The 15,045-nt window shown below is 34.1% G+C and carries 11 protein-coding genes; 4 read left to right on the top strand and 7 right to left on the bottom strand.

Annotation, left to right across the window (positions count from 1 at the left end; genetic code table 11):
• Nucleotides 1–64 precede the first annotated feature (64 nt).
• The 5 genes from FS85_RS0112650 to FS85_RS0112630 all read right to left on the bottom strand — a co-directional run bounded on the left by FS85_RS0112650 (nt 65) and on the right by FS85_RS0112630 (nt 5,343).
• Nucleotides 65–700 carry a bifunctional 4-hydroxy-2-oxoglutarate aldolase/2-dehydro-3-deoxy-phosphogluconate aldolase gene (locus FS85_RS0112650; protein ID WP_010136715.1) on the bottom strand — a complete coding sequence of 212 codons (636 nt, stop codon included), beginning with the start codon at nt 698–700 and terminating at the stop codon, nt 65–67.
• Nucleotides 693–1,631, bottom strand: a complete 939-nt coding sequence (locus tag FS85_RS0112645) for a 2-dehydro-3-deoxygalactonokinase (RefSeq protein WP_010136714.1) — start codon at nt 1,629–1,631, stop codon at nt 693–695. Before FS85_RS0112645 ends, FS85_RS0112650 begins: the two co-directional genes overlap by 8 nt.
• 3 nt (nt 1,632–1,634) lie before the next feature.
• Nucleotides 1,635–3,077: an aldehyde dehydrogenase family protein gene (locus FS85_RS0112640; RefSeq protein ID WP_010136713.1), complete on the bottom strand. Its 1,443-nt coding sequence runs from the start codon at nt 3,075–3,077 to the stop codon at nt 1,635–1,637.
• Between the two features lie 7 nt (nt 3,078–3,084).
• The gene (locus FS85_RS0112635) at nt 3,085–4,245 is read right to left on the bottom strand and encodes a mandelate racemase/muconate lactonizing enzyme family protein (protein ID WP_237706967.1); all 1,161 of its coding nucleotides are present in this window, start codon (nt 4,243–4,245) and stop codon (nt 3,085–3,087) included.
• A gap of 72 nt (nt 4,246–4,317) precedes the next feature.
• Nucleotides 4,318–5,343, bottom strand: coding sequence for an L-rhamnose/proton symporter RhaT (locus tag FS85_RS0112630; RefSeq protein ID WP_010136711.1), 1,026 nt, complete (start codon nt 5,341–5,343; stop codon nt 4,318–4,320).
• A gap of 163 nt (nt 5,344–5,506) precedes the next feature.
• Between FS85_RS0112630 and FS85_RS0112625 the strand changes: the two genes are divergently transcribed.
• The 4 genes from FS85_RS0112625 to FS85_RS0112610 all read left to right on the top strand — a co-directional run bounded on the left by FS85_RS0112625 (nt 5,507) and on the right by FS85_RS0112610 (nt 11,992).
• On the top strand, nt 5,507–6,373 hold the full coding sequence (locus FS85_RS0112625; protein WP_010136710.1) for an AraC family transcriptional regulator: 867 nt from the start codon (nt 5,507–5,509) through the stop codon (nt 6,371–6,373).
• 54 nt (nt 6,374–6,427) lie between these two features.
• Nucleotides 6,428–9,664: a glycoside hydrolase family 2 TIM barrel-domain containing protein gene (locus FS85_RS0112620; RefSeq protein ID WP_010136708.1), complete on the top strand. Its 3,237-nt coding sequence runs from the start codon at nt 6,428–6,430 to the stop codon at nt 9,662–9,664.
• A 20-nt stretch (nt 9,665–9,684) separates the two neighbouring features.
• Entirely contained in the window at nt 9,685–10,005 is a 321-nt protein-coding gene (locus FS85_RS0112615) for a hypothetical protein (protein ID WP_010136707.1), read from the top strand.
• A 127-nt stretch (nt 10,006–10,132) separates the two neighbouring features.
• Entirely contained in the window at nt 10,133–11,992 is a 1,860-nt protein-coding gene (locus tag FS85_RS0112610; RefSeq protein WP_010136706.1) for a B12-binding domain-containing radical SAM protein, read from the top strand.
• Here the strand turns inward: FS85_RS0112610 and FS85_RS0112605 are convergent.
• Together FS85_RS0112605 and FS85_RS0112600 are read right to left on the bottom strand one after the other, a co-directional pair.
• Entirely contained in the window at nt 11,981–13,822 is a 1,842-nt protein-coding gene (locus tag FS85_RS0112605) for a helix-turn-helix domain-containing protein (RefSeq protein ID WP_010136705.1), read from the bottom strand. The two genes, FS85_RS0112610 and FS85_RS0112605, sit on opposite strands and share 12 nt — an antisense overlap.
• 133 nt (nt 13,823–13,955) lie before the next feature.
• Nucleotides 13,956–14,981, bottom strand: a complete 1,026-nt coding sequence (locus FS85_RS0112600; protein WP_010136704.1) for an AI-2E family transporter — start codon at nt 14,979–14,981, stop codon at nt 13,956–13,958.
• Between the last annotated feature and the right edge of the window lie 64 nt (nt 14,982–15,045).

Below are 15,045 nucleotides of genomic sequence, written 5' to 3'. Positions count from 1 at the left end.
ATAACCATAAAAAAAAGAGACTATCCTTTTTGGACAGCCTCTTATAACACATAAATTACTTTATTTAGCAAGCAGCATTGTTTTTTATAGAAATAAAATGCTGTTTTAATGCTTGCATGTTTCCTGTAGCAATTAGTTTTTTATCAAACAAAGAGCTTCCCATACCAACGCCCACAGCACCAACTTTAAAAAAGTCAGCAATGTTGTTTTTAGAAACACCACCTGTAGGCAATAGCTTAATGGTATTTAAAGGACCTGAAACATCTTTTAGATACTGAGTCCCTAGTTGGGTAGCTGGAAATATTTTTACAGCATTAGCTCCTAAAGACCATGCTTTGTAAATTTCGGTAGGACTATAAGCCCCTGGAAACACAGGAATGCTATGTGTAACACAATGTTTTATAACGTCCTCATCAATAATAGGGGTTACAATAAATTGTGCACCAGCATTCAATGCTTTTTGTAAATCGTCCATATTGCAAACTGTACCTGCACCTACATTTAGTTCAGGATATTCTGTGGATAGTTTGCTGATGGATTCTTCTACTTTTGGAGAGTTCATGGTAATTTCTACCGTATAAAAACCAGCCTCTATATAGGTTGGAATAATTTCTTTAATTTGATCTATAGTTAGACCTCTCATAATTCCTACAACAGGAGTTTGATTGTATTTTTCCCAAGAAAATGTTGAATTAGACATAAGATGCTAAAATTTGTTTGTGACCTATTAATAGTGCTTTATCTATCATGTCTGCGTTAAAACTGGTTAGGTTACAGCCTGTTTGATCTAAAGCAAGTTTGTACAAAGTGTGTAATATTCCAGTGGTAGCAATGTATACTTCTGTTTGTTTATTTTTTAGATAAGCAAGTTCACCTCCAATCAACAAGCCAGATAAAAAGTAAAAGTTTTCTTCTTTGCTAGCATTGGATAATAAATCGTTGGCTCTAATAGAAAATAACGAAGCCAAGTGTTGATGATTCAATCCTTTGCGAACTCCTTCTAAAAAAGCAGGTTGATAAGTCTCGCTCCATGCAGATTTTTGAATAGAGTTCCCTAGTAAGGTTTGTTTTTGAATCACATCAAACAGTTCTCCTGTCATAAAAGTGGTAAAGTCTGTAAACACTCCATTATTAAATTGAATATGCTTGCTATGAGTACCAGGCAACAATAAAACTCCTTTTTGATTGGTTGGAATGTACTGAGACAATCCTACTGCTTGAATTTCTTCACCGCGCATTACATCATTCTTGGTTTTAGTTCCTGAAATAAGAACAATGTTTAAATTAGCTTGATGCACATATTTACTCAGTAAATTGTCTCCATTAAACTTAACAGGCATGGCCACATAGGGCAACTCTAACAAACCAATACTAGCAGTAGCCATTCCAGAAGCAACAATGGTAGGTGTGTAATCTAAGTTTAGTAACTTAATTTGTTCTCTTAAAAAGTGAACAAAAAAATCGGTTTGGTTGTTGGCAGAAGTGTCTAACTGAAACTTTTGATACAGTTTTTTTACGCCTACATCAGAAGTAAGTTCTTTTAGAATTTCTAGCGTTTGATAATCTATCAGTCGCAATCTAAAGTTAGATGTACCCCAGTCGCAACTGATAAATTGTTGATGTGTACTCATCTTTTATAGTTTGATGGTAATTCTTCTTTTTGATAAATAATCGTCTAATGCATATTTAGAACAGTCCATACTAACACCAGCATTTTTAACCCCCACATGAGGTAAATAGATATCGTATTTAACTCCGTTGACTTGAATTTCTCCAAAGTCTAAATTTTGGGCAAAGTACTGAATGGTTTCATTGCTTTTAGAAAACACAAAAGACGAAAGACCAGCATCAACATTATTGGCTAATTTTAGTACCTCTGCTTTGTCTGTAAAGGGAACAGCAATTACTACAGGACCAAAAATTTCTTCTTCCATAATATCTGCATAAGGTTTATCAAATAGAATAATGGTCGGTTCAAAATAATAACCATCTCCTTCAATTTCTTTACCTCCTGTAATTAATTTTCCACCTTGTGCAATAGCTCTATTTACAATTTCTTTTACCTTAGCTACGGATTGTTTGTTAGCCAATGGTCCCATGTCGGGTTTGTTATCACGTCCAAAACCTATTTTTGTTTTTTCAAATTTTGCTTTAACTCCAGCTACAAAAGCATCTAAAACCGATTGATGCACAAAATAGCGGTTAGGAGCCACACATATTTGTCCAGAGTTGCTAGTTTTTAAAATAGATCCAATGTTAATGGCAGTATCCAGATCAGCATCTTCGCAAACAATAAAAGGAGCATTACCACCACATTCCATACTGTAACGTTTGATAGAAGTTTTGCTACTTTGCTCCATTAATTTTTGAGCTGTACCTGCAGACCCAATCATGGTAATTAGTTGCGGAATGGTACTTTCGCACAATGGAATACCAACATTTTCTAAATCACCACAAAGAACAGTAATTACTCCTTTAGGAAAATTAATTTCTTTCGCAATTTCTCCTATAATATAAGCCGAAATAGGAGAGAATTCCGACGGTTTTAAAACAATACTACAGCCTGCTGCTAAAGCGGGTCCTAGCTTATATCCTAAGTTAAGTAATGGAAAGTTATACGCTAAGAATGCCACAGCTACTCCTAATGGTTTTGCTACTATTTTATGAGAGTGTGTGCCTTCTTTATCTGCTATTTCTTCTGGATTTCTATTGTGTATTTCATCAGCATAAAATTCCAAAGACTTGATTAAAAGTTCTACGTCTTCTTCCGAAGCTTCCCATGTTTTTCCCATCTCGTTCATAATGGCTTCACGCAACAAATCGCTGTTTTCAACTATTTTGTTTCGTAGTTTATGAATCCATTGGTTACGGTCTTCAATAGAAAGTTGAGACCAATAATGAAATCCTTGTTCAGCGGTTTCTAAAGCTTTTAGGGTATCTTGTTTGGTTGCCCAAGCAATGGTTCCTATGCTTTTTTCAGTAGCTGGAGAAATCACATCAAACACCCCATTATTGCTAGCGGGTTTTAATTCTCCGTTGATGTATAAATTTTTATGTCCAAAAAGTAAATTGCTCATACATAAATTATTTTATAAGGTGATTTGTATTGCTGTTTTGACAGGAGTATTTAATTAAAGCTTCTTCATTAATGTCTACTCCTAAACCAGGAACTTTAGGTACGGTCAATACCCCGTTTTCTATAATCAAACTATGTTTTACTACTTTATCTCTTAGCGGATTTTCTGTTCTGTCTAATTCCATTACAGGTTTTTCAGAATACATTCTACCAGGGTTTTTGTCTAGATTTGCAACAAAATGTACGGCAGCACTAATGGCAATCCATGTTCCCCAAGTATGCGGAACCACATCTTTAGAATAAGTTTGAGCCAAAGAGGCAATTCTTTTAGCTTCTGTTAAACCTCCTGTGGCACAAATATCGGGTTGAGCAATGTCTACAGAATCGTTGTCAAACAAACGCTTAAAACCATGTTTTAAATACTCGCACTCTCCACCTGCTATTGGGATAGAAGTGCGTAAGCGTAATTTTTTATAACCATCATAATCTTCAGGGGAAACGGGTTCTTCAAACCACGAAATGTTGTATTTTTCTACTTTTAAAGCGAGTTCCAAAGCTTCTTTGTAAGAGTATGCGTGATTGGCATCTATCATTAATTTAATATCATTACCAATGGCTGCTCTAACTGCTTTTACATAATGAGTATCGGGCTCAATTCCTAAACCAACTTTCATTTTTATAGCTTTAAATCCTTGACTTTTGTACAACAAAGCCTCATCAACTAGTTTTTTTTCTAGATTTTCTACGCGTTCAAAATATAAACCTGTTGCATAGGGATGAATTTCAGGATTTTTTACACCTCCTAAAAGTACAGATACAGGTTGGTTTAAGATTTTTCCTTTCAAATCCCATAAAGCAACATCAATAGCACTTACAGCAGCCTGAAAAATACCACTACGGCCAAAGTCAAGTGAACGCAAGTACATTTCTTGCCAAATGGTTTCGTGTTCTAGTGCAGACTTTCCTTTGATAAAAGGAGTAAAATACTCAATACCTGCTTTAATTACATCAGCAGGACCATACCCTTCTCCCCATCCATAAGTTCCGTCTTCTAAGGTAATTTTTACCAAACAAATCTTTCTAGTGTCGTATTGCCACTGTGAAAAGTAAAAAGGTTCGTCCAATTTACTAATCAATACATAAGGTGTAATTTCTTTAATCCTCATCATTAATTCTATAATTAGTTAGGAGCAACCTGCATTAAAAAAATCCTAGGAAGCTCTATTTGTGTTAGTTTTGTTTTATAAAGTGTTAGAATATGCCAATACGCAAGTTGCGATAATAATAATTCCTATTCCCAGTAATAATGTCTGAAAAGGTTTGGTAGCGTTTTTCCATTCTCCTGATCGATAAGCCCAAATATTGCTAATGATTAAAGAAATACCCAACATCATAGGCCAGGCAATCATGGTTCCTATTTCTCCCATCAGAGCAACACCTTGTCCGTAAGTTCCTAAAGCAGCAAACCATAGCAGCCCAGCAATGATAGACCATTTAAGTGCTTTTCCCATTTGTGGTGTTTTAAAGGAGTTGAATGAATTGTTCTTGATGAGTAAGAACAAACTATATCCTAAATTCATTACATAAGCTCCCGCCAAAACAACAACCCAGCGAGCCAAGGCAGTGTTTCTTTGTAAGGCTCCCGCTTTTTCTGCTAGTTTTCCTATTTCTGGGGTATTGTCAAACCCTACAGCAAGCATGGCAGATAAAATTCCGCTGACCGAAGCAATTATCAATCCTTTTTTAAAGGCAGCCCCTTTTTTAATTCCTTCTATTTCTGCTCCTTGTATAGCTAATAATTTATCTCTTTTTAATCCTGCAATGGTTACCACAACAACGGCAACAGCTAACAGAATTAAACCCAATAATATATAAGGAATACTATCTTTATTTATAGAGTTGTATTTTAAAAACATGGGAATTAATGCCCCAGCAATAGAACAAAGCCCCATTACAATTCCATAAGTCAAAGACATTCCTATATATCCAACAGAGACTCCAAACATAATTCCTCCTATTCCCCATCCAAAACCTAAGGCTGCTCCCGAAAAAATTTCATTGCTAGGAGCTTGTGCTATTATACTAAATAAGTCTGGAACGACTAAAAAAGCCCATAACAAAGGAAAAATAACCATAGCTACTGTTGCATGAACAATCCACCAGGCTTCCCATTTTAAAGGAGCTATGTATTTCATTCCCAATCCAAAGCTTCCTTGAAATAAACTGGCAATTAAAACTAGAATAATTGCAAACAAATAGGTATCCATAAAGTTGTATATTAAGTTTTAACAAATTTCGTTAATAATTGTGCATTTATTTAACAACAATATACCTAAACAAGTATTTTATTGACAATTTTTAAGGATAAGGAGTATTATATTGATTAAATGTGTTAATTTTATACTTGAACGACGTAATAATTATTTAACCTTGAAGATTTTACAGAAAAAAATAACGCCTTCTAATAAAAGCTTTTCAGTTTATCAAAACAACAAGCCTTACCTAGATGAGTCTTGGCATTTGCATCAAGAACTAGAATTGATTTACATAATAGAAGGAGAGGGAACTTGTTTTATAGGAGATAATGTACATGAGTTTTCTTCTGGAGAATTGGCTTTGATAGGAAGTAATATGCCTCATTTATGGAGAAACTCAGATGCATATCATAAAGACATCAATAAAAAGGCAGAAGTAATAGTACTACATTTTAATGAAGACTTTTTAGGAAAAGATTTTTTTGAAATTACAGAAATGGTACTAATTAAGAACCTATTGACCAAAGCGAGTAATGGAGTTGCTTTTTTAAACGAAGAGGTAAGAACTTTTGTAGCAGGAGAAATGTCTAAGCTGTTAACTTTAACAGGCTACAAAAGTATAGAATGTATGTTGGGAATTTTATATGCATTGGCCTCAGCAAAAGATACTAAAGAATTTGCCAGCAATGGATACACTGAAAAAATATACGTTAAAGATTCACAAAGGCTAGAAAAGGTATACCAATACGTATTAGAAAATTTAAGCAGAGAAATTCATCTAGAAGAGGTTGCCAATATTGCACATTTGGGTGTTTCTCCTTTCTGTAGATTTTTTAAGAAAAGAATGCACAAAACTTTTTCACAATTTTTAAACGAAGTAAGAGTAGGACATGCTTGTAAATTGTTAATAGATAACAAACTATCTATTTCTGAAGTTACTTACAGTTGTGGTTACAATTCGCAAACCAATTTTAACAGACAGTTTAAAAAAATAAAAGGGGTAAACCCCAAAGCTTTTCAAAAAATGTACTTAAATAATTAAGACCTTTTTATAGCCAATAAAAAATCGCAAAAAACAAACCAATAAAATAATAAAATGAACGTGAAAAAAAGTTTTTTATGGCTGCTGTTGGTGGCTGTAAATTTTGTGTTTGCCCAGCAAAATGATTGGGAAAACGAACTAATGTTTGAACAAAATAAACTTAGGGCAAGGGTACCTAGCTATTCTTATAAAAATCATGCAGATGCTTTACAAGGGAATAGAAAAAAAGCAAGAGTTCAGTTTTTAAATGGTACTTGGAAATTTAACTTTGTTAAGCGTTCTACCGAAAGACCTACCAATTTTATAGCCAAAGATTTTAATGGAAATAGTACCGATTGGAAAGACATTCCCGTTCCATCAAATTGGGAATTGCAGGGTTATGGTCAGCCTATTTATACCAACATAATTTATCCTTTTACTCCCGATATTGAAAACGGAGGAAAACGTAATTTTAGCTACATGGGGCCGCATCCGCCACAATTTCCTTTTATAGAAAAGTATAGAGACAATCCTGTGGGAAGCTATTATAGAGATTTTAACATTGATGAGTCTTGGAAAAATCAATCTGTAATTTTGCATTTTGGAGGGGTTTCTTCTGCTTTTTATGTTTGGGTCAATGGAAAAAAAGTTGGGTACAGTCAAGGAAGTAGATTGGCAGCAGAGTTTGATATTACAGATTACATCAATACAGGAAAAAATAGGGTGGCTGTTCAGGTATTTAGATGGAGTGATGGAAGTTATTTAGAAGATCAAGATATGTGGAGACTAAGTGGTATTCACAGAGAAGTGATGTTGTTGGCACAACCTAAAATTGCGTTGAATGACTTTTATATTCGTACAAATTTAGAAGATGATTTAAAAGATGGGCGTTTAGAAGTTCGTCCGCATATTTGGATGAAAGGTGATGAGGAAGCATTGAAAGGTTGGAAATTAGCAGCTCAGTTATACGATGCCAATCAACAAGAAGTATTGCAGCAAGAATTGACTTGTGATATAGAAGCCATTCACTTTGAAAGATGGCCACAGAGAGATATTACCAAATTTGGTTTTTTAGATACGATGATTAAAAATCCCAAAAAATGGTCTGTGGAACAGCCTTATTTATACACCATTGTTTTTGATGTAAAAGATCCAGAAGGAAATATAGTAGAGTCTAGGAGTCAGAAAATTGGATTTAGAAAAATAGCGTTTGGTAAAGACAACGAACTCCTTATTAATGGAAAAGAAGTGAAGATTATGGGAGTCAATCGTCACGATCATCACGCAGTTAGAGGAAAAGCTTTGACTAGAAAAGACATGGAAGATGACGTTAGATTATTAAAGAAATTCAATTTTAATGCCGTTCGAACATCTCACTATCCTAACGACCCTTATTTTTACGATTTGTGCGATCAATATGGGTTGTACGTAATGGACGAAGCAAATATAGAAACACATCATTTAGGAAGCTATGCACCCCAACAACCGAGTTTGGCTATTCCTATATTGAGTAGAATTATGAGAATGGTTGATAGAGATAAAAATCATCCTTCTATTATTTCTTGGTCTATGGGAAATGAATCGGGTACTGGTCCTGCTTTTGCTGCTGCTGCAGGTTGGATAAAAGATTACGATCCTTCTCGTTTTGTACATTATGAAGGGGCACAAGGAGATCCTACCGATCCCGATTATTTAGAAGGAGAAGAGGGACAAAAAAAGTTTAGAGGGAAAGCACATGCCAATCCTGATGATCCTGATTATGTAGATGTGTTAAGTAGAATGTACCCAGAAATATATCAATTAAAAGCCATGTCTGAAAGCAAACAGATAGACCGACCTATTGTAATGTGTGAATATGCACATGCCATGGGTAATTCTATAGGAAACTTAGGTGAATATTGGGATTTAATTCACTCAAAAAAGAATTTAATAGGAGGTTTTATTTGGGATATGGTAGACCAAGGATTGGAAGCAACAACTGAAAAAGGAGAAAAGTACTTTGCTTATGGAGGAGATTTTGGAGATGTACCTAATGATAAAAATTTCTGTATTAACGGAGTTTTTTCTTCGGACAGACAACCAAATCCGCATGCTTGGGAATGCAAGTATATTTTTCAACCGTTTAATTTTAAGGAAGCGGATGTAAAATCTGGGAAAATTAAGGCTACCAACCATCTGGGGTTTACCAATTTAAATCAATATGAGGTGCAATGGTCGGTGTCAGAAAATGGAAAAGAAATTCAATACGGAATTTTAAAAAACACCAATGTTGCTCCTAAGTCTGAAGCAATATTAACGATTCCCCTAAAAAAAATACGTTTTAAAAAAGGAAAAGAGTACTGGTTGACTATTTCTGTACACGAAGCATCTGAAAAATGGTGGGCAAAAAAAGGACATCAAGTAGCTTATGAACAATTATTGTTGCAAGACAATACCAATGCTGTTGAATTAATTTCTCAATCAAAATCAACAGTGATGGTTCGTCAGACAGAGAGTGAAATACAGGTTTTAGGAAAACGTTTTACAGCAAAAGTTTCAAAAGAATCTGGAGCATTAATTTCTTTTACAAAAAATAGTAAGGAGCAGATACAATTTCCATTACAACCTAATTTTTTCCGTCCACCTGTAGACAATGATATTAGGGGAGCTAGTAGTAGAGATTTCAAAAAATCGAGAAAATATTGGGAGTTTTTAGCAGACAAATTAAAAACAACTCAAGTAGATGTAAGTACAGGAAAGAGTTCAGCAAAAGTTTTGGTAACAAAAATCTATAAAGACGAGGTAAAAATCTTGTTAACCTATACCTTTTTGTCGGATGGAAGAGTTGCTGTAAAAATGGACATGGAAGCAAAAAAATCTCTACCTAGTCTAATTCGTTTTGGTATGGAAATGGGGGTTTCTAAAGACTATACACAAACTCGTTTTTACGGAAAAGGACCTTGGGAAAATTATGTAGATAGAAAAAGAGGAACGGTAGTGGATGAGTTTAGTTTTAAAACAGAAGATTTATTTACAAACTATGTATTTCCTCAAGAAAATGGAAACAGATCCGATGTAAGATGGTTGGCTTTAAGTTCAGATAAAAAAGAAAGCCTTGTTCTAGAAGGAGCTCCTTACTTTAATTTTTCTATATGGCCATATGCTGCAAAAAATATCATGCAAGCCAAGCATCCATACGATTTAAAACCTCAAGGGTTTTATACATTAAACATAGATACAGCTCATTGGAGTTTGGGAGGAACGCTTTCCGAGACTTTACCTAAGTATATACTTCCATCAGGAAACTACAGCTTAGATTTTATCATAAAATAAATACATCAAAACCAAAAAAAATGGAATATAAGTTTAGCCACATCGGAATCCCAACAACCGAAGATAAAGAATGGGATGGTTTTTTTGAACCAGGAAAAGTTCACTTTACAGAATTTGACAAAGACGAATACAAGATAGAGTGGGTAAAATTTGATGCCGATAGTCCTTGGCATCCTTTGGTAACCTCTATACCTCACGTAGCTTATTTGGTTCCTAATATAGAAGAGGCTATTAAAGGGAAAGAAGTTGTTGTAGCTCCGTTTAGTCCTGCAAAAGGAGTTCGAGTAGTGTTTATAGCACACAATGGTTCTCCTGTAGAGTTTATGGAAATAAAAGAATAATTTTTCAGGAACATTTAAAACAGAGCTAAGAAACACTTCTTAGCTCTGTTTTTTTTGTACTTTATTGTAACAAAATAGATTTTTCAAGTAGCTATATAAGATTTACCTTTGTGGTTTTATTACCTATATGTCGGCAAACGTTTTATTAATCACTCCACCCTTTACCCAACTCAACACAGCATATCCTGCCACAGCGTATCTCAAAGGTTTTTTAGAAACCAAAGGGGTTTGTGTAGATCAAATGGATTTAAGTATTGAGTTGTTTACGGAAATTTTTACATCAGAATATGTAGAGGCACTTTTTAAACAAGCAGAAATGTTGGGTAACTATGAATTTCCTTTGGTTTGGAAATACAAAGAGGAATACATAGATAAGGTAGATTCTGTGATGAATTATTTAAGAAATCAAGAAATTACGGCTGCTTATCAAATAAATCACCCAAGTTATTTACCACAAGGACATAGAAGAATTCAGTTAGAAAGTGATCTAAGCACAACTTTTGGGAATTTAGGAATATTAGACAAAGCTAAGCATTTGGCTACTTTGTTTGTAGAAGAATTAGGCGATTTTATACAAGCTAATGTGGATGAGTTTTTCTCTTTTACTCGCTATGCCGAACACATTGCCAGAGCTGCTTCTAGTTTTGACGAAATAGACGATTTGTTGCAATACGAAACCACTATTATAGAGGACGAAATGTTGTATCTGTTAAAAGAACAGGTAACCCAAAAAGCATATGATTTGGTGGGGTTTAGTATACCTTTTCCAGGAAATTTATTTTCTGCTTTGCGATGTGCACAGTATTTAAAACAGGAATTTCCACAACTAAGAATTACACTAGGAGGAGGTTATTGTAATACGGAATTAAGGAGGTTGTCTGATCCCAGAGTTTTTAATTATGTTGATTTTATTACTTTAGATGATGGAGAAGGACCTTTGTTAAAACTGATTCAGTACTTACAAAACAATGTGTCAGAAAATGAGTTGGAAAGAACTTACAAAATCCAGTCAGGAAAAGTAGTGTATAAAAACAAGATTCCCAATACTATTTTCCATCACAAAAACTTACCAGCTCCAAGTTATGTTGGCCTGCCTCATGATAAATATTTGTCATTTTTAGATGTAATGAACCCAATGCACAGAATGTGGTCGGATGGTAGGTGGAACAAACTAACAATTGCCCACGGATGTTATTGGAAACAATGTTCTTTTTGTGATGTAACTTTAGATTATATAGGAAACTACCAAAACACCACAGCCGATGATTTGGTAAACAAAATAGAAAAAATAATCAGTGAAACAGGCATTAGAGGTTTTCATTTTGTAGATGAAGCAGCACCTCCAAAAATGTTAAGAGCTTTAGCTCATAAACTTTTAGAAAGAAAGGTATACATTACCTGGTGGACAAATATTCGTTTCGAGAAAACATTTAACGAAGAACTTTGTGCTTTGTTAGCAAAATCAGGCTGTATTGCTGTTACTGGTGGTCTAGAAGTAGCATCCGATAGATTGTTGACCAAAATGAAAAAGGGGGTAGATATTGCTCAGGTAGCAAGAGTAACCAAGGCCTTTTCAAATCATAATATCATGGTTCATGCTTATTTAATGTACGGATTCCCAACACAAACGATACAAGAAACAATTGATTCGTTAGAGGTGGTAAGACAATTGTTTTATCATCAATGTATACAGTCTGGTTTTTGGCATTTGTTTGCTTGTACAGCTCATAGTCCTGTAGGAAAAAATCCAGATGCTTACGATATTGAAGTAACAGGTCCTGTTTTTAAAGGTTTTGCAGAGAATGATTTATTTCACAAAGATCCTAAAGGAGCCAAACATCAAAAATTTACGCAAGGCTTAAATACAGCGCTACATCAATATTTAAATCATAAAGGTTTTGAGACTCCTTTGCAAGATTTTTTTGACTTTAAGGTGCCAAAAACAAAAGTAGATAAGTGTTTAATTTTAAATGCTTTAAGTTGTTAAGAAATTAGATGGTTTTTTAACAGATTTTACCCACTGACTAGGGGTATTAGCTTCTTGCTTTTTAAAACAGGCATTAAACACACTTTTAGAATTAAAGCCACTTTCGTAAGCTAAACTAAGCAGTGTGTATTGCTCTGAACCTGGCTGTACGGCTAACTTTTTAAAATGTTGAATTCTGTAGAAATTGATGAAATCATTAAAATTTTGATCAAAACAATCGTTTAGCAACCAAGAGAGTTGGTTGGGGTGAAGATCAATTTTTTGGGCAAGTTTACGTAACGATAAAGAAGAATCTAAATACACCTGATCTTGTTCCATGCTTGTTTGCAATTTATTTTTGTAAGTAGCAATTAAACTAGAAGAAAGTGGTTTTTTTACAGTTGTTTTTTCTGACAATATATGAGTGTTAGACAGCTTAAAAATAGTTTGTAATTGTTGATTGAATTTTTGGTAGCGATGTAATGGTTTTAGCAAAGGATCAACCTTTAACAAAGTCATTAAAGGTTCTTTATTTTCAATTCCCTGATCTATTAATTGTAAAGCAAGTCTATCTTCCTTAAGTAATACATAGACATAAATTAGAAAAAAACGTACTCTTTCTCTGCTGTCGGAAGATAACAAAAGTTGAAGTTGGTCTAAATGCACTTGTAATTTACTTTGATGTTGCATTGCTGCATAAGCCAAGGTTTGCATAATTTTTATTTCAATATCCGAACCTTCTATTGGGGGAATTTGCTCACAAAGTCTAAGGATGTGTTTGCTCCTTTTTTGATGTATTAAGGCCAATGCATAAATACTATATCCTACTATAAACTTATTGTTAATTTCAAAACAGCGATTAAAATAAACATTGGTGTTTTGAGCATCGGAATTTATATAGGCATTGTAAGCCATAAAATAATTGTTAAGATCGTTTAAAGGATCTAACTCGTACGCATGCTGAATATGAGTTTGTGCCTGAGATAAATTGCCCTCAAGAATTAAGGTGATGAATAATTTTTGATGTGCATCGGCATAATTAGGTAACAATTGTATGGCTTTTTGCAAGTGTTGTACAGCGTGAATAAAATCCCAGTTTTTGTTTAATGCATCCCAACCTTTAGAATGGTAAACTTCGGGCAAATACATATCTAAATCGTTGGCTTTATTTAGGTAAGTACCTCCTAAATCAAAAGCTTTTTCTACAGGCATTAAGCCCCCAGCAGCCATACTATTATAAGCGTAGTGAATGGTTACGTAAGCTTGGGCGAAATTTGGAAAATCGTTAATTATATTTTTTAGCAAATCAATTCCTTGCAAAATGGCTTGTTTGTTAAATTCTGCAATCAGTGCTTTGGCTTGTAAGAAATGTTGGTATGCAGTAATGGAAATATCAGGTGGTTTTACTAAGCTATCCTCAAGATCTAGGTGTCCAAAGTTTTCTCGGATTTTATCTGCAATTAACAAACTAATTTCGTCTTGAAGTTGAAAAATATCTTGGAGTTCTCTATCAAAATTTTGAGACCAATAATGAAATCCATCGGTAGTGTTAATTAGCTGCGCTGTAATGCGTACTCTTTTTTTCTGAAAGCGAATACTACCTTCTAAAATAGAAACCACTCCAAGCTCTTGTCCAACAGTTCTTAAATCGGTGTTTTTGTTTTTGTAGGCAAAAGAAGAGGTTCTGGCAATCACTTTCAAATTAGCAATGGTGGTCAATGCATTAATGATTTCTTCTGTCATTCCATCACAAAAATAGCTGTTTTCAGAATTGCTACTCATATTTACAAAAGGCAATACAGCTATAGACTTTAAAGGAAGTAGTTTTTCAGTTTTTACGGTTGATGACATTACAATAACAATTTAATCAGTGGTTTAGCAGTTGTTATAGTAGCTAACTTACACGTCAAAAATAATAATGATATCAAAAAGTGAATGAAAAATAAGACCGAATTGTTAAAATTTAGGGCTGAAATGTAAAAAATTAAGTGGCAGTTTTAGAATCTGAGGAGCTGTACTCATTTTTATAAATGCGTACCATCACAAAAAAGATACTTACTAGCAAGGGGCCAAAAACCAAACCAATAAATCCAAATAGAGGAATACCAATTAATACTCCTAAAAGTGTAATTAATGGATGTACATCGTCTAATTTATTAAGTACGTACAAACGAATGATATTGTCCGTAGCTCCGACAAAAACAATTCCATATACTAAAATTCCCCAAGCGTTAAACACATCTCCACTAGAAAAGGTAAGGGCAAAAACTGGCAAAGTACCTAACATGCTACCAATAAACGGAATCATAGAACCGATGGCTACAACAACTGCCCAAAAAAACGGGTTTTCGATGTTAAAAATAAAAAAACCAACAAGGGCTACAAGTCCTTGTGCTACTGCTACTAGTGGAATTCCCAAAGCATTGGCTTTTACCATAGCGTTAATTTCTTTTTCTAAAAGGGAAAAGTTTTTTCTTTTTAAAGGAAGGTAATTGTATATGGAGGTGTTTAAATGCTGAAAGTTGATTAACATATAGTACAGCAAAAAGTACATGATAAAAATAACCATAGCAGTGTTAAAAGTACCGCCAATCCAACTTTGTAAATTTTCAGAAAGCCAAGAAGAAACTTCGGATGTGTTAATGAATTCCGTTACATCATAGCCAATGTATTGTTTGGTTGCATCTAGTTTTTGTTTGACTTCGTCTATAATTTGATCTGAATTTTTAGAAATGTTCTTAATTTTTTCTGATAACATAAAAAATACACCAAGAATTGGTAGCAAAATAGCTACAAAAGATAGAGCTAACAACGCGGTGGCAGACCAGTGTTTTTTCCAACCTTTTTTAGTTAATAGATGCATCCCTTTGCTTAAGATTACATACAGAGTAATAGCTCCCAATACTCCTGATAAATAAGGAGTCATTTTGCTAAAAATAAGTCCGCCAGTAGTTAATATCAATAAAAGAATAAATAGTTGACGTATAATGGAAGGAGCAATTATTTTCATAAAAAAGGCTGTTTTCTTCAATAGTTTAAAGATACCAATTTTAGAAAGTTTAGAGGGTGATATG

Source organism: Ochrovirga pacifica (assembly GCF_000220525.1).
Taxonomy (GTDB): domain Bacteria; phylum Bacteroidota; class Bacteroidia; order Flavobacteriales; family Flavobacteriaceae; genus Ochrovirga; species Ochrovirga pacifica.
Note: the sequence above shows the minus strand (reverse complement) of the source record. Positions and strands in the feature narration are given on the sequence as shown.